Source organism: Paenibacillus sp. J22P15 (assembly GCF_056269345.1).
In genome coordinates, this window is the sequence record NZ_JBWDNT010000002.1 from 776,947 (window position 1) to 792,886 (window position 15,940).

At 42.3% G+C, this 15,940-nt stretch carries 17 protein-coding genes; 12 read left to right on the top strand and 5 right to left on the bottom strand.

The window, feature by feature from the left end; translation table 11 throughout:
- Positions 1 to 17: 17 nt before the first annotated feature.
- The gene (locus AC0YN6_RS08020) at positions 18 to 908 is read right to left on the bottom strand and encodes an ROK family protein (protein ID WP_475746148.1); all 891 of its coding nucleotides are present in this window, start codon (positions 906 to 908) and stop codon (positions 18 to 20) included.
- 256 nt (positions 909 to 1,164) lie between these two features.
- Here AC0YN6_RS08020 and AC0YN6_RS08025 point away from each other — a divergent pair, with 256 nt between their 5' ends.
- The gene (locus AC0YN6_RS08025; RefSeq protein WP_475746149.1) at positions 1,165 to 2,415 is read left to right on the top strand and encodes an MFS transporter; all 1,251 of its coding nucleotides are present in this window, start codon (positions 1,165 to 1,167) and stop codon (positions 2,413 to 2,415) included.
- A gap of 109 nt (positions 2,416 to 2,524) precedes the next feature.
- A complete protein-coding gene (locus AC0YN6_RS08030; protein WP_475746150.1) occupies positions 2,525 to 3,178 on the top strand; it encodes a hypothetical protein in 654 nt (217 codons plus the stop codon).
- 60 nt (positions 3,179 to 3,238) lie between these two features.
- Here the strand turns inward: AC0YN6_RS08030 and AC0YN6_RS08035 are convergent, their stop codons facing one another.
- Together AC0YN6_RS08035 and AC0YN6_RS08040 are read right to left on the bottom strand one after the other, a co-directional pair.
- The gene (locus AC0YN6_RS08035; RefSeq protein WP_475746151.1) at positions 3,239 to 4,138 is read right to left on the bottom strand and encodes an ArsR/SmtB family transcription factor; all 900 of its coding nucleotides are present in this window, start codon (positions 4,136 to 4,138) and stop codon (positions 3,239 to 3,241) included.
- 204 nt (positions 4,139 to 4,342) lie between these two features.
- Positions 4,343 to 4,570: a 3-dehydroquinate dehydratase gene (locus AC0YN6_RS08040; RefSeq protein ID WP_475746152.1), complete on the bottom strand. Its 228-nt coding sequence runs from the start codon at positions 4,568 to 4,570 to the stop codon at positions 4,343 to 4,345.
- Positions 4,571 to 5,077: 507 nt separating this feature from the next.
- Here AC0YN6_RS08040 and AC0YN6_RS08045 point away from each other — a divergent pair.
- The 8 genes from AC0YN6_RS08045 to AC0YN6_RS08080 all read left to right on the top strand — a co-directional run bounded on the left by AC0YN6_RS08045 (position 5,078) and on the right by AC0YN6_RS08080 (position 11,443).
- The gene (locus AC0YN6_RS08045; RefSeq protein WP_475746153.1) at positions 5,078 to 5,848 is read left to right on the top strand and encodes a sugar phosphate isomerase/epimerase family protein; all 771 of its coding nucleotides are present in this window, start codon (positions 5,078 to 5,080) and stop codon (positions 5,846 to 5,848) included.
- A 31-nt stretch (positions 5,849 to 5,879) separates the two neighbouring features.
- Positions 5,880 to 6,902: a Gfo/Idh/MocA family protein gene (locus tag AC0YN6_RS08050; RefSeq protein WP_475746154.1), complete on the top strand. Its 1,023-nt coding sequence runs from the start codon at positions 5,880 to 5,882 to the stop codon at positions 6,900 to 6,902.
- 191 nt (positions 6,903 to 7,093) lie between these two features.
- Positions 7,094 to 7,414, top strand: a complete 321-nt coding sequence (locus tag AC0YN6_RS08055; RefSeq protein WP_475746155.1) for a PadR family transcriptional regulator — start codon at positions 7,094 to 7,096, stop codon at positions 7,412 to 7,414.
- Complete coding sequence (locus tag AC0YN6_RS08060; RefSeq protein WP_475746156.1) at positions 7,411 to 7,968, top strand: HAAS signaling domain-containing protein; 558 nt, start codon at positions 7,411 to 7,413, stop codon at positions 7,966 to 7,968. The genes AC0YN6_RS08055 and AC0YN6_RS08060 overlap by 4 nt, the downstream gene beginning before the upstream one ends.
- On the top strand, positions 7,965 to 8,804 hold the full coding sequence (locus AC0YN6_RS08065) for a DUF4097 family beta strand repeat-containing protein (RefSeq protein WP_475746157.1): 840 nt from the start codon (positions 7,965 to 7,967) through the stop codon (positions 8,802 to 8,804). The genes AC0YN6_RS08060 and AC0YN6_RS08065 overlap by 4 nt, the downstream gene beginning before the upstream one ends.
- Before the next feature lie 150 nt (positions 8,805 to 8,954).
- Positions 8,955 to 9,641 (top strand): peptidoglycan recognition protein family protein, encoded by a 687-nt coding sequence (locus AC0YN6_RS08070; RefSeq protein ID WP_475746158.1) that lies wholly within the window; start codon positions 8,955 to 8,957, stop codon positions 9,639 to 9,641.
- Positions 9,642 to 9,870: 229 nt separating this feature from the next.
- Positions 9,871 to 10,680, top strand: coding sequence for a CAP domain-containing protein (locus AC0YN6_RS08075; protein WP_475746159.1), 810 nt, complete (start codon positions 9,871 to 9,873; stop codon positions 10,678 to 10,680).
- 124 nt (positions 10,681 to 10,804) lie between these two features.
- Entirely contained in the window at positions 10,805 to 11,443 is a 639-nt protein-coding gene (locus AC0YN6_RS08080; protein WP_475746160.1) for a 3D domain-containing protein, read from the top strand.
- A gap of 64 nt (positions 11,444 to 11,507) precedes the next feature.
- Here AC0YN6_RS08080 and AC0YN6_RS08085 read toward each other — a convergent pair whose 3' ends face one another.
- Entirely contained in the window at positions 11,508 to 12,332 is an 825-nt protein-coding gene (locus AC0YN6_RS08085) for a polysaccharide deacetylase family protein (protein ID WP_475746161.1), read from the bottom strand.
- A gap of 142 nt (positions 12,333 to 12,474) precedes the next feature.
- On the opposite strand from AC0YN6_RS08085, the gene AC0YN6_RS08090 reads away from it, so the two are divergent.
- Together AC0YN6_RS08090 and AC0YN6_RS08095 are read left to right on the top strand one after the other, a co-directional pair.
- Positions 12,475 to 13,368, top strand: coding sequence for a fumarylacetoacetate hydrolase family protein (locus AC0YN6_RS08090; RefSeq protein WP_475746163.1), 894 nt, complete (start codon positions 12,475 to 12,477; stop codon positions 13,366 to 13,368).
- Between the two features lie 78 nt (positions 13,369 to 13,446).
- Positions 13,447 to 14,256: a (2Fe-2S)-binding protein gene (locus tag AC0YN6_RS08095; RefSeq protein WP_475746165.1), complete on the top strand. Its 810-nt coding sequence runs from the start codon at positions 13,447 to 13,449 to the stop codon at positions 14,254 to 14,256.
- Positions 14,257 to 14,323: 67 nt separating this feature from the next.
- Here the strand turns inward: AC0YN6_RS08095 and AC0YN6_RS08100 are convergent, their stop codons facing one another.
- On the bottom strand, positions 14,324 to 15,586 hold the full coding sequence (locus AC0YN6_RS08100; protein ID WP_475746300.1) for a methyl-accepting chemotaxis protein: 1,263 nt from the start codon (positions 15,584 to 15,586) through the stop codon (positions 14,324 to 14,326).
- Positions 15,587 to 15,940 lie beyond the last annotated feature (354 nt).

Genomic DNA, 15,940 nt, shown 5'->3' on the forward strand with positions numbered 1-15,940 from the left:
ATTTGTGTTCAATCCAATTAGTAAGCTTGTTGAATTAATGCGGCCGCACCGATCAGACCTGCGTCCTGCTGAAGCTGTGCTGGAACGATAGCAGCTTCTCTGCCTGAAGGATTAAGTGCATTTTTGGATACATAGTCTCTAACAGCTGCAAAAAGTGGCTCGCCAACTTGTGAGACACCGCCGCCGATTACGATTTTGTTTGGATCTAGTATATTGATGAGCGATACACAGCCCATACCGATCGTCGTAAATACGCGATTTACAAGCTCGGACATTTGCGGATCACCTTGGGCAGCAAGATCAAACGCTTCTTTGGAAGTAACGTCACGGCCGAGCAGCTCTGTTGCTTGACGGGCAACAGCTGTGCCGGAAGCGACTACTTCCCAAGGCGTACCCTCTCCATCCATTATCATAAAGCCTGCATCACCGGCATTGCCCGTAGATCCAGTCAGCAGCTTGCCATGCATAAAGATGCCTGCTCCTATACCTGTGCTTATCGTAATGAAAATGAAATGCTCAGAGTCTTGTGCAGCTCCGACCCATTTCTCTGCAAGCGCAGCTGCTGTAGCATCGTTCTCCATTTTTATCGGAAGCGGGAGATGTGCCTTCAATGTATCTACAACGGGGAAGCCCCACCAGCTTTTTAAGTTAGGCGGGCAAGTCAGCTCACCCTTCTGTGTATTAAGCGGGCCTGGCGCACCTACGCCGACTCCCTTTAAATTCTCGAGTGATAGTCCATTTTGCTCGGCAAGCTGCTTTACTGCGTCAGCTACCTTTGCGAGCATTTCGGCTGGAGCGATCTGTAAATCTGTTTTTAACGAACCTTTGGCAATCATGGTTCCTTGCTCGTCTACAAACCCAAATGCTATTTTTGTTCCACCAATATCAATTCCTATTGCTATACTCACGTAGTACCCTCCAATAATATAAGAAATGACTGTAACCGTTTGAGAAAAAGTCTATCATACTAACTGCATATTAGGAAGAACCGAATACAATAATGCTTTGCGAAGACATGAATTTTTTGCCTTCAACTAATGCTGTACAAAAAGAGAGTAGTGTAGTAATATCCAATCAAATGAAGCGCTAAAGCGAGGATCCTTTGCAGTGTAAGGGGTCCTCGCTTCGTTCATAATCAACATAAAGAAGAAGGTCGCTAACCAAATGGAATCCGAAGCCAAAGCAAGCTCCCGCATCATCAAGTTAGGTATGCCGATGACTGCAAACGTATGGAGAAATGCCCGTATTGATCTAGGGGCATCCTGTCTTTTCAGCTTATTCAATGTAGTTATGAATCAGTTCTATATCGCATTTGCGATTCAACAGGGTGCAAGCAATTTTCAAGTAGGCTTATTGTCAGCGGCACCTGCAGTGGGGCTATTGTTTTCACCATTTTGGGCGTCCTGGATTGAGAAAGCGAATAATCCAAAACCATTTGTTATCATACCTAATGCTATCGGAAGGCTTCTTCTCCTATTGCCTGCGATTTTTGCGTATCCATCCGTGTATGTAACTGCTGCTTTGCTATTTCAGCTATTAATGGGCATTCAAGCTCCTGCGTATGCAGCATTAGTATCGCGCATGTATCCTTCCGATTTACGCGGAAGATTGATGGGTTATGTGCGGGTTGCAATGGGTATTATTATGATTCCGCTTGCTTACATTGTCGGAAGCTGGTCAGATGCCTTTGGACCCTCAGGACCGCTCATCGCTGCTTCTATAGTTGGTATGGTCTCAATTGGACTTTTTAATACATTGAAGCTGCCTATTCAGAAGGCAGCGGATAAGCCGGCGGTAATAACAAAAACGAGTAAGTTCCCACTTCAAGAGCAATGGAAGCTCGTGAAGGAGAATCGGACACTCGCCGTATTTTTAGCCGCTACTACGTTTGCTGGCTTTGGCAATATGTTCGCGTATCCGTTATATCAGATTATTCAGGTTGATGTGCTTGAGCTGTCTAATGTACAGATAGGCTATGCTCGAGTCGCGTATTTTACAGCTTTACTCCTGACCTTCTGGATAGCAGGCTGGATGATTGATCGTATTGATATAAAATATACATTGCTGTGCGGCATTGCTGCTTATGCCATTGTGCCCATGTTATACGGACTTTGGGGAAGCTATGCTGCGGTCTTAACTGGGAACGCGATTCAAGGGATCGGGGAAGCGATTTGGGACATCGGTATACTAGCATTTGTATTTCGATTGGCACCTGGTCGGGAAGCGATGGTGTTTGGACTGCATTTGATGTTGTTTGGGGTTCGGGGAACGCTGGGCCCAATTCTTAGCTCATCGCTATCGAGCAGCGTGTCACTCTCGATCTTGCTAATCATTGCTTCTATTTGTGGATGGATTGGAACATTTCTATTCATTTCGGGCAATTGGAAGAGAAAACCATTATTTCGTCGAATCTAGTTTCTTCAATTAGGATTCATTCAGTTCCCGTTCATCTATCGTTCATATTCGAATGCTAGAATGGTATGAATATAAGGTATTCATTACATATTCGCAGGAGATGAACGATATGAACAAATGGAAAGTGATGCTTAGCGCTGTTGTTATCGCCGCTGCTTTGGCAGGCTGTGGTGCCCGGGAGGAACAGAGCTCTTCCGAAGTACAGGCGGATGCTCAGGGCAGAGGTCAACAGAATGGAGCTTCATTCGGCGGAACGGGCATGGGAATGATGGGTGCTCCAGCGGACTTGATGGGAAAAGTGAAATCGGTAGAGGGACAAACGATTACCCTTTATAAATCAGCTATGGGACAAGGTGGCCCTCCTCAAGGGGACGGCAAAGGCGGCATGCCTGCAGGCGGTGAAGGTCTGCAACCTTCGGATGGCAGCGAAATACCTGGTGAGGGAGAACCGCCACAAGCGCCTACTGGTGATGGGACAGCTCCTAATGGAGGCGGTCGCATGAATATGGGAGCTAAGTTCACTGAGGAGACGGTTGATATTCAGGTGACAGATACGACCAAAATAGCCACGATGACCTTTGAAAACGAACAAATGGTGGAGAAGGAAATCGCGTTAGCAGACCTCAAGGCGGATGATGTGTTGTCTGTTATGTTAAAAGACGATACTCAAATTGCTGAATCCATAACGATTCGTACAGGCGGCTTCGGCGGGGGTGCTCGCGGCGATAGACAGACGCAGCAGCAGACGACAACAACGAAATAATGAACAGACAAAAAGCAGGGGATGCACAACGGGTGTATTCCCTGCTTATTTTGTTACGTATTAGTAGGCGACGTAAACCTGAATATCTTGATCGTAATTTCCGAATTGCTTGCCAAACATGCTTAATCCCCCGCTATGCGTGGCGGTTTCAGGGGCGCTGATTCGGAATCTAATATCATCCCCGAAGCCTACTGCTAAATCGGCAATGGTCCGATCTGACATACGAATGCCATCAATGAAGGAGCCGCTCGAGTCGATGGTTATTTGTTTCAGCAAGCCATGCTGAGTCCCCATTTCCCACCATCCCGGCGTATATACACCTTTTACTGCGCCAAAGTCCCCCGGGCATGTCCATATACCTAAACAGATATCATTCAAATAAAAGGAAAGGTCAGAAGGCCAGTTTTCATTATAGTGGGGTGCTTCGGAGCATATCTCAAGTGAAATGGATATACTCTTTGCACATTGTTTTCCAACTAAATAATTAGGAATTCGATATTCAATATAGCCGCTGCCGAACCATAGATGGCATGCCTTAACATGCTCGGGATCGGAGAAGTAGCGGGGATCATCTACCATACCAATAATTTTTGTGTCTGACGTCAGTCCGCAGGTAGGCTTAATTTCATAGGAGGAATATTGACCGATCGGGATCGATACAACATACCGGTTTTGGTCGGATTGCTCCTTCACACGAAATTGCAGTGTAGCTGATTCGAGCGTCAGATGACAAATCTTCTGGCGACCTCTCGTGCTCGGGACGCTCTCTGTCGTAATAATCAATGCTTCCTCAAGCTTCTGAATATGCTTCGTAACAATTGCTGAGGATATGCCGAGCGCTTCAGCGATTTCTTTAATATTCATCGGTTTGTTATTTAACAATTCAATAATCTTTACTCTTGTATCTGATGCAAAGGACTCAAGAAATTTAATGTTTCGACTATTAACCTCTATGTTCATGGACAGATCCTCATTCCGTCATATTTGGTAACATTATATAACTCGAAAGTTAATTAGACAACTCAAATGTTTATCAAATATTTTGACCGGATGTCTATAAATAAAAAAAAAGATGTCCTTAAAGGCCAATATTGGCCTTTAAGGGACACCTTATTATTATGCTGCGCAACGAGTTTGTTTGCGCTAGTGTATGAGAATTTGAGATTAATAGAGAGAAATAGTCAGAGTATCTCGTTCGAAATAAGAATGAAGCGTTGCCTCACTGCCTACAATTTCTACGCTAATTAATGATTTAATACAAGTTTTAAAGGCGTTTTTGCCTGTTGTCAGCTTGCGATTTAGTACGGCGGACAGCTTCTCGATGGCTTGTTTATTTGTATCTGTTAAATAGACAGGTATCGTTTTATTTTGGAACATCAGCATTGTTTTCATGGTATGGCCTCCATCCCGGTAAGGATTTTTTTTATTAGTGTAACGTATAATTATTAAATAATTCTTAAAATTCGGTGAGTATTTGGTTACAAAGCTGTAACTTTTGCCGAAATCCCTTATCATATAACGACTTTTCTTATTATGGACGACGTTCCGAAGCTTCTAGTGACAGTCTAGAACGGGGACGCCAGCCTCTTCGTGTTCAATCCAATAATGCAATTATATCAGAATGTAAATAAAACCAGCTATACAATTAATTCGATGTAGGCCTTAAGCGATTGGAGTTTACAATTAATTTATAACGAATAAAGAGGAGGCTTTGTCATAGCCTGTTGCAGGCAAATGCAGCGCTTCTCCTGATTTTTCAAAGCTTAGATACAAGCATTGACCAAAATCGCATAAGAAAAGACTAATAAAACAGCTGTTTTTCGCATAAGACTGTCGATATAATAAAGGCAGAAACAAAATCAAATACATCAAATGAAAATATAAGGGAGTGCAGCGCACATGACAAGAATGAATATCGGTTTGCAGTTGTACACGTTAAGAGACGCTACAGCTCAAGATTTTGAAGGTACGCTTCGCAAAGTAGCAGCTATGGGTTATGAGGGTGTAGAATTTGCAGGTTATGGCGACATCAAAGCAGAAGATATGCGCGACCTACTGCAAGAGCTAAACTTGAAAGCAATCGGCAGCCACATTGGCTTGCATTTGCTGGAAGGAAATTTGGATGAGGAAATTGCTTACCTTCAAACCATTGGTGCAAAATATGCAATTTGTCCTTGGCTGCCGATTGAAGCTCGTGATACCGAAGCATGGGCCACGCATCTCGTGAATTTTGAAGCTTATGGGAAGCGTTTCCGCGAAGCTGGCATTTCTTTTGCATATCATAATCATGATTTCGAATTTGAAGTTGAAATGGATGGTCAAATCGTATTTGACGCTTTGTACGAGCGAATTGATCCGCAATATTTGCAAGTTGAAATGGACATTGGCTGGGTACAATACTCCGGTGTAGATCCGCTTGCTTACATTGCGAAATACGCAGGACGTTTGCCGCTTCTGCATCTGAAGGATTTCCGCGCAGGTGAGAAAGGCGAACGAATCGATACCGTAGAGCTGGGCCGAGGTGATTTGCCGCTTCTTCCTATTATTGATGCTGCGTCGAAAGCATCTGTTGAATGGATCATTGTAGAGCAGGATGTTTGTGCCAATCCACCGCTTGAAGCAGTTGCAGAAAGCATGGAATGGTTGAAAACGAATTTTTTGAGCAAATAAATTAATTTATAATAGAATGGGGAAAATATTCATGTCAAAAGTACGTGTAGCAGTTGTAGGTTGCGGTTCTATTTCAAAATATCGTCATGTTCCAGAATACGCAGCTCATGAGAACGTTGAGCTAGTAGCTTTCGTTGATCCAATTATCGAACGCGCAGAAGGCTTTGTAAAACTTCATGGCGGCAAAGCGTTTGCAGATTTTGAAACGATGCTGGCTGAAATTAAACCTGATGCAGTGAGCGTATGTACACCAAACGCATTGCATGCTTCAATGTCCATTACGGCAGCTAATGCAGGTGCTCATGTCCTTGTAGAGAAGCCAATGGCAGTTACAGACGAAGAAGCAGAAGCGATGATTGAAGCAGCTAAGAAAAACGGCGTTCACCTAATGGTTGGTCATAACCAACGTTTCATGCCGCCGCACGTGAAAGCTAAACAAGTATTGAAATCTGGAATTCTTGGCAAAGTGCTTACGTTCCGTACTTCCTTCGGTCACCCGGGACCTGACGGCTGGAGCGTCGATGGTGCGAAAAGCTGGTTCTTCCGTAAACCTGAAGCAATTATGGGCGCAATGGGCGATCTTGGCGTTCATAAATCCGATCTTATTCGCTGGATGCTTGACGATGAGGTTTCAGAGGTAGCAGGATTTGTAGGCACACTAGACAAGAAGGGTACAGATGTTGATGATAATGCATCCTGCTTGCTTCGTATGAAGAGCGGTGCAATCGGCACGCTTGTAGCTAGTTGGACTTACTACAAAGGCGAGGACAACAGCACGATTCTTTGGTGCGAGAACGGCGTTATGAAAATCGGTACTCATCCTGACGATCAAGTTATCGTTGAGCTGCGCAACGGCACAGTTGAGAAGCATAAAGTTGGCGCTATCTCAACTAATGATAAGCAAGAGACAAGCGGAGTAGTAGACGCTTTCTTGGAAAGCATTCTAACCAATACAACGCCTGCAGTAAGCGGCGAAGATGGACGCGCATCATTGAAAGTTATTTTGTGCGCATTCGAATCTCAAGCAACAGGCAAATTCATAAGCATAAATTAATGAATGAGAGTACCTTCGCTGGACGCGCAATAGCCGCTTCGTCGAAGGTATTCTTTTTTAAACACTATCTTGCATTATAGAATAGCATATGGTAAATTATCAAAGGAAGAAATAACTGCGCTTAACTATACTGTATTAATTAATAGCAAGTTATGATGAAGAGCAACGACTTCAATGATGGAGGACATGAAATGAACATCCAGTTTAAAAAAGGCGTGCTTGAAGTGTGCGTTCTTGTACTCGCAACTAGAGGTGATCGATATGGCTATGAGCTTGCTGTCAAAATTTCCGAAAAATTTGAGGTAGCAGTTGGCAGCGTGTATCCCTTATTAAGTAGAATGACACAGGATGGATATTTCTCAACATACTTGAAGGAATCCACAGAAGGTCCGCCTCGGAAGTATTACCATTTAACGCCGGAGGGCTGGACTCATATGCGCAAACTGATTGCAGAATGGGAAAGTTTCACGCAAGCTGTTAATGAAATTGTAGAGGAAGGTTTAAGACCATGACGACAAGAGATCGGTACATGCTGGAGCTAGAAAGTATGCTTAAAATCATACCTGAGGTACAGCGTAAAGAATGGCTGTACGATTATTACATCCATTTTCAACAAGCCGTAGAGAATGGTCAAAGTGAAGAGGACGCAGCACGTGAGCTTGGAGATCCGCGGGTGATAGCGAATGAGATGCTCCTTGGATACCGGGTCGACCAGGCTGAGACGAACAAAGGTTTCGGTAAGCTCTCACGAGCAGTATTTGCAACAGTAAGCCTAGGTTTATTTAATGTCATCTTCGTTCTGGGTCCTTATCTAGCGCTAGCTGGGGTTATTATCGCATTATGGGCGTCTGCAATTGGAATTGGCATTGGAGGTATTGGAATCATGGCAGAGAGCTTATGGAATGGGACATTCACTATGCCTCAGGCGTTAACAATAGGCTTGATTACGAGTTCCATTACGATTTTACTTATCATCGGCCTAAAAGGACTTACAACTTCCTTTTATAAAATGACTTTAAAATATTTGAAATTTAACACTAGAATTGTAAAGGGGAATAACAAATGAAAAAGTTGGCTGCTATCGCTCTAATTTTACTTGGTATTGGGGTGTTATGCGCGTTTTTCGTATTTGATCAAGATGAAATTGTTTCGAAGTTTAAGGGAGAGCCTTACTTGCAGGAAAAAACGATTGATGCGTCGTCCATTCGATCGATCCGCACGGAGACAGATACGTTTAATGTAACCTTCGTTCCTGGTACATCGGATGATATTAAAGTGAGGCTTGAAGGAGATGTAAGTGAAAAACTTGCTGGCGACGTCATCTTTACGGCTGCTCCTAAGGACGATACGCTTTATATTGAAGCAGATACGAAGGATCGTTTTTCAATCGGTATTTCTATCGTTAACTTGCAGCTGACGATTGAGGTTCCTGCAAAGCTATGGAGCTCTGTCGATATCGCAACCGATACAGGAAACATTGTAGTGGATCAGATGGAAGCTGACAAAATGAAATTAAAATCAGATACCGGCAATATAAAACTAACGAATTACGCAGCTCAGGAGCTCGTATTTAAAACCGATACTGGAAATATTAATATAACCGATGGAAAGGGCATCTTGAGAGCGGAATCTGATACGGGGAATATACGAGTAGAAACAGATGAATTGCGCAATGATCTTACATTTAAGACGGATACCGGGAATATTACCGTTAATGTAGATAAACAGCCTGCTTCGGCATTTATTAGCATCAAGAAGGATACCGGAAACAGCAAGGTGGACTGGGATGGCTTCTCGGTTAACAAGGAAACGGAAAGTTACATTGAAGGTGTAATCGGCAGCGGTGATATCAAGATAAACATGGAGTCGGATACAGGTAACTTCAAACTTAGCAGCAGATAAGTAGAAGTTCGTATATATAGAAGCAATTAAAATGATAAGCAAGCTGTGGGTGATTTTCCATGGCTTGCTTTTTATATATGCTTGCCGTTTCGATTCTTCTAATTGAAGCATATGATATATCAATTGTTTATTGAGAGGAAGCGATGCGATATGGTCGTAGAGCGTAAAAATTTCCGTAGGTTTACTTATGCAGAGTACGTTGATTATTTGAAACCGTTTGTCACGAAAGTGAAGTTTTCGCAGATTCACGTACATGGAACTTGGAAGCCAACCATCGTAGATTACCGTAAAGCAACCGATAAAATGAAAATCATTCAAGCAATGTGGCGTTTTCATGCGGTTACTCAAAAATGGGGAGATATTGCGCAGCATGCGACGATCGACCCTGACGGATTTATATGGGAAGGACGATCATTGCTGGAAGCTCCGGCATCTGCGGTAGGTTATAACGATCCCGATGATGATCGAATTCATCCCTTTATGTTCGAGATCATAGGCAACTTTGACATTGGAGCGGAGAAGCTTGATGGGGCACAACTAGCTACTGCCGTAAAGCTTACTAGTCAAATCAGTGCAATGTGGAAGCTCTCAGAGCAGCAAATTATATTTCATCGCGAACTGAATCCAGCAAAATCATGTCCAGGAAGCTCGGTTAACAAGACATCATTTCTAGAGCTTGTACGTGATTGGAAGAAAGATGCTATGAATGCGGAGGATGCGAACAAAATCATCTCTACTTGGCTCTCTCCGGCATGGTTCTCTGCTAGTACAAAAGCTGAACGGGATGAAATACATCGATTAGCAAATGAGCTTCGTAGAGTGAGCGGACAGCTCTAAAAACAGTGAAAAATCGTGATGAGCATATTCTCATAAAGCAGTAATGGTGCTGTTTTGCTAGCTATTTTTACACGTTTACCAGTTATTGTGTCATGAAACGGTCAAAACCCCATGATAAGATAAGTGGCGTCGGGAAGAACGATGCGCAAACAAAACAAATACGCTGCTGAAGAAAATTCAATCGTCAGTCGCGTTTTGTTAAAAACTTATCTTATAGGAGGAATTATTCATGAAGATGCAACCAATACGTGTAGGTGTCGCTAGCATAATAGCAGCAGCAGTGATCAGCACAGGCTTTACGGCTCCAACGGCAGGTGCAGCACCGGCTGTGAAAACATTCTCCACGTATCAACCATGTCTCATTAGCCCAGATACGATCAAACAGATCGCAGATAAATATGGTATTGATGTTAGTAAGCTTCTGGATGGCGTTATTATCAAATGGCCAGTAGGCGGCAATCCAATTACACCGAAACCAGATACTAAGCCAGATACAAAACCAGATACAAAACCAGATACAAAACCAGATACGAAACCAGATACGAAACCAGATACAAAACCAGATACAAAGCCAGATACAAAACCAGATACAAAGCCAGGTACGGGCAATGGTAATGGTACAACGACTCCCCCAGGCAATGGAGGCAACTCAAACACGGGCTCTTCTAATATGAGTGCATACCAATCTCAAGTTGTTGACTTAGTAAATAAAGAACGTGCAAAAGCTGGTTTATCCGCTTTGACAAGTGATTCCTTGCTTACGAAAGTAGCGACAGAGAAAGCAAGAGATATGGATGTCAACAACTACTTTAGCCACACATCGCCGACATATGGATCTCCATTTGATATGATGCGTTCTTTCGGAGTGAAATATTCCTATGCAGGTGAGAACATTGCTTCCGGTCAAAAAACGCCGCAAGACGTTATGACTGCTTGGATGAACAGCCCAGGTCACAGAGCAAACATTCTTAGCAATAATTTCACGAAAATCGGCGTTGGTTATGTAAACGGCGAGTGGGTACAAATGTTTATCGGCTAGTCCATCATATGGACTACAACAATATGTAGATTGAACGTTAAGGGCGGTCAGACGCCCTTAACAAGTTTTATAATAACGTGTTCGAAGTTGTGAAACTTCGGAAACGCACAGGAGGATTTACCCTATGTTTAAGAAACGTACTTTAGCAGCAGCAGTCATTGGATTATCCGTTATGATGGCGGCGGGCACGGTGGATGCAGCTTCAAAAACACATACGACGAACAACAATGATACATTCTGGAAGCTATCTAAGCAGTACAGTGTACCTCTAGATACACTGATGAAAGCTAATCCAAAGATTGATCCACTTAATTTATATAAGGGCTTAAAGCTCACTATACCAACCACTGGAGCTTCCGAAGAAAAGAAACCTGTTACAATGAACTCAACAACGGCTAATTCCTCACAAACCGTAACTGCAAAAAACGGTGAAGAGTACGCTTTCTCCAAAACGCTGCTCGTACAAGCTACTGCTTATACAGCTGCAGCGTCTGAGAATGGAAAATGGGGAGCTGTCGATTATTTCGGCAATAAGCTCAAAGTCGGGACGATTGCGGTAGATCCCAAAATGATTCCGCTTGGAACTAAGCTTTATGTAACAGGTTATTCCTATAACGGTCTGCCTCAAGGCGGTATGATTGCGACAGCAACAGATATCGGCGGCTCAATCAAAGGCAACCGAGTTGATATTTTTGTTCCAGGAACAACAAGTCAAGCGATGTCTTTTGGCATTCAAAACGTTAAAGTTTATGTTTTAAAATAATTAACTATACAAAAGAAGGCGACCCTCAGCGTGAGTGGATTGCCTTTTTTTGTATTGAGCGATCTTAACGAGCTTTGGATTGTCCTATAAGCTCAGGCAATGTGACGAGCTCATACCCTTTACTTTGCAGCAGTTGGATGAGCTGAGGAAGTGCATTTATTGTACCTGACAAGTTTTGACCGCTTCCTCCCCCTGCATGCTGCAAAATAATCGATCCTGGTTGAAGTGTCTTTTTTATATTGAAAAGAACCAGTTCACTGCTAGGATTGTTCTTCCAATCGACGGAATCCACATCCCAATTGACGATAATATAGCCCGCCTGCTTGCTCCATTTCACTTGCTGAGGCAGCAATTCGCCATATGGAGGACGAATAAAATGCGGGGAATAGCCGACTATGTTTTTTATAATGGTATCGGTTCTCCAAATTTGCTTTTGATAATTTGATAAAGTTAGCTTCGAAAAAACGGCATGGTCATAGGAGTGATTACCGATAATATGACCTTCGTTATGTATTCGTTTTACTAAAGAAGGGTATTTGGCTGCACGATTGCCTACTATAAAAAAAGTGGCACAAACATCGTATTTAGCTAAAATATCCAAGATTGCCGGTGTATATCTTGGATCAGGTACATCGTCGAACGTAAGTGCCACTTTTTTCTTATTACGAGGCCCATTAAGTAGAAAGTTATTGGGGAATTGCTTATGCAGTCTATCCCAAGACATATCAGCCGCTTGTCGTTTTTTTGTTCCTTTAGCTGGTTTGCTCTGTGCTATCCTCTGCGCGCTGGAAGCTGCTGCCAATGTATCAGTCGTTATGTTAAGCAGCAAACACCCGATCAAAGCGAGCCCCGCTACAGTCAGCCCCATATGATGTGGTGCTTTCCACATATCTCATCATTCCCCGCGATTGAATGTAAACAAGCTGTGCCGCTATTTTACCCCTGCCGCATTCTTTCATGCACTTTACAATAAAAAAAGAGAGGCTTAAGATAAATAAAGATCACAATTTTGTACAGGGAGGTGCGCTTAAGTGAAGCTATTACAATATAAGCATTTCAATCATTTGAAGCTTGGCTTGAAGACTGACTTAGGAATTATCGATATCAATGCGCTGTCTGATGCTATAGGAATTTCAGTACCTGGATCAATGGAAGAAGCAATTATTGGGGGAGATGCAGCGTTAGCTGAGCTTAAGGAAGCTATAAGAGCAGTAGCCGCAGATAGAAATCATGTGTATGTAAATGAGGATTCAAATTTCACCTATGCACCGGTCGTTACAAATCCACAAAAAATCATTTGTGTCGGTCTAAATTATCGTAAACATGCGGAAGAAACGAGGGCAGAAATTCCGACCTCCCCGATCTTGTTCAATAAGTTTGCCAATGCGCTTAGCGCTCATGGTGATAAGGTTGAGCTGCCGCTTACGAGCAATGAGGTGGATTATGAAGCCGAGCTAGCGATTATTATAGGAAAAAAAGCTAAAAACATCGAAGAAGCGGAAGCTCTCGATTACGTTTTTGGATATAGCTGCGCAAATGATCTGTCGGCTCGGAACTTACAGCGCCGCACATCACAGTGGATGCTTGGTAAAAGCTGTGACGGATTTGCGCCAATTGGACCTTATATCGTGACTGCAGATGATATTAGCGATCCGGATAAGCTCGCTATTTCTTGCAGTGTGAACGGCATCCAGAAGCAATTATCCAATACTGAAGATATGATTTTTTCTTGCCGATCCATCATTAGTTATATTTCCAAGCATATGACGCTGATGCCTGGTGATGTAATATTAACAGGAACGCCTGAAGGCGTAGTCATCGGCTATCCAAGGGATCAGCGCGTATATTTAAAATCAGGTGATGTTGTAACTGTGGAAATTGAGAAGCTCGGCAAGCTGACAACTACAATGACTAATTGCAATTGATAATCATTTTCGTCCGATGTATAATAGTAGATACCGTTTATTATTATTTATGCATGTTACGGAAGGACGAGAGCATCAATGAATGAAGCATTGTTGACGATGTTGGAGAACAACTACAGTTTAACTGCAACAAAGCGGGAAGATGTTGTATTTAGCTGCCCTATAATAGATCTGTTGGATGAGAATAAGTTGAAGCAATTATTGGATCTTTACACGACACTAGTTAAAGGCTTGGATCCTTCTGTAGGTGAAGTTTACATGGCAGGATGGTTTCGAGACCCCATGTTAGGCTTAATTCATACGTTATCTGCATCGAAACAAGCGCCAGACTTATCTCTAAATAATTTAACTGTTCAACTATATAAGGCTAGTTATAATAATCATGAATATTATGCTGTCAGTTTCTATCTACATAACTTTGAACTTGCATCAGCCGAAGTGGAACTGGAAGATCAGGATACATGGATGAAGGAAAAGCTCAGCGTTTTTTTTGAGCATACCGTTCGTCCTGTATTTGAAACCATTGCGAAGGTCGGAACACTCCAAGTGGGTATGCTGTGGGGTCAGCTCCCAACCTCGTTGGCTTATGGATATGACCATATGATGAGTGTCGAACAAAGTGATCAGGTGAAGCATCAAATTACGAAAAATTTCGAGCTAATCAGATCACTGGACGCGGGTATTTTCGGAAGAAATAAAAATCCTCTTGATGTAAAGATGCGTTATATAGAGTCTTTGGGTGACAAAGACAAACAGATTCGAATGAAATCATCATGCTGCCTGTATTATTTAGTGGACGGCGGATATTATTGCTATAGCTGCCCTAGACTTAAAGAAAGTGCACGCGAAGAGAAGCGCGATGCATATCGGAAAGAGCAGCAAGCCTAAAAAAAAGGACTATAATCAACCATTTTGTTATTGGTGAGATTATGGTCCTTTTGATTTATAACAAGCATTATTTCATTTTGAATACATTAATAGTTCTCAATAGCTGCGCAGCCATGTTACGCATTCGCTCAGTCTCTTCAACCACGGCTTGTACAGATGCAATTTGTTCATTCATAGAGGCAGAAACTTGCTCGGTGCCTGCTGCAGATTGCTGTGTTATTGCCGAAATATTTTGGATAGCGCCCGATATTTTACGAGCACTGTCGAGCATAACATCGCTTTCCTGGGAGAAAACAAATATTTTTTCAGTAATAAATTGGATACTTTGAACGATCTCGGAGAATACGAGTTCAGACTCCTTAATATGTTCCGTTTGAAGCTTAACAACCTCTTCATTTGTTTTCATATTGCTGATCGTTTGCTTGATACCTTCGTCAATGCTCTTCACGAGTTGGAATACTTCTTTGGTTGATGCACTGGATTCTTCAGCAAGCTTGCGAACTTCTTGTGCAACAACGGCGAAGCCTCTTCCATGCTCTCCTGCTCTTGCGGCCTCGATAGAAGCATTTAGCGAAAGTAAGTTGGTTTGCTCAGCTAAGTCAGAAATCGTTGTTGTAATTGCACTAATTCCCCGTGCTTTGCGAGCCAAATCCTCAATTGTTGCAGATACCTTCTCTGTTGCTGCAACGTTGCGGCGCATACCATCTGCTTGTACATCAAGAGCTTTCATACCTTTATCTACTAACTGAAGTGTTTGTTCAGAGCGTGTGTTCATTTCTTTTGTAGAGGTCGCGTAGTCGGATACCTTTTCTTCGATCTCATTAATGGACTCGCTCATCTCCGAAACATCCTCGGAAATCTCATTAGCGCCAGTTGCCAGTTCGTTCGCGGAAGCGGCAACCTGCTCCATGGCAATTTGAATATTGTTGTTTTTGTCAAATATGCTGTGGCTTGTATCGGATACATGACGGATAATATTAGACGTTTCCGTTAAAATATCGCGAAGTTTATCAATCATACTGTTAAACGAATGTCCTAGCTCGCCTAAAGCTGATGAAGAGGTTGTGTCAATTTTTTGTGTAAAGTCTCCTTTGGAAATTCGAAGCGCTGTTCCTTTAATTTCATCAAATGAGTTATTAATCGATCTCTCGATGAAGGAAACTAACGGGTAGGTGGCGATTGCCATAATGATAGTAAAGATAATACCAGCAATGATCGAGCCGCCTGATACCGATAAAATGAGAATCATAATGAGAGCAAACACTGCTAAATTAATATACGAAGTGATCAGCAGCTTATTTCGCACGGATAGCGTATAGTACCATTGGATCATTATGTAAGCGCTCCTTTTATGAGAATATCCATATTATAGCACCCGTTGCGAAATTGGTCTATAATTGTCGATTCATATAAATTAGAAATAAACACCGCAATCAAACACCGCAATCAGCTATTCGGAAAATACTAATGATGTTTTCGGTGTTACAATAAATAGAAAATGATAAAATTAAAGGCAATTAAAACATAAAAAAACTGAGTGATTTAATAGTTCATAAGTTTCATTTTATTTTATTATTTTTTTTGAGTAGCCTTATTTAATTGTGTAAAAAAGGTATTTAACCAAAAAAAGCAGTATAATATTATTAAATACTTATAAAAAATGTTAAATAATATATTGATATTG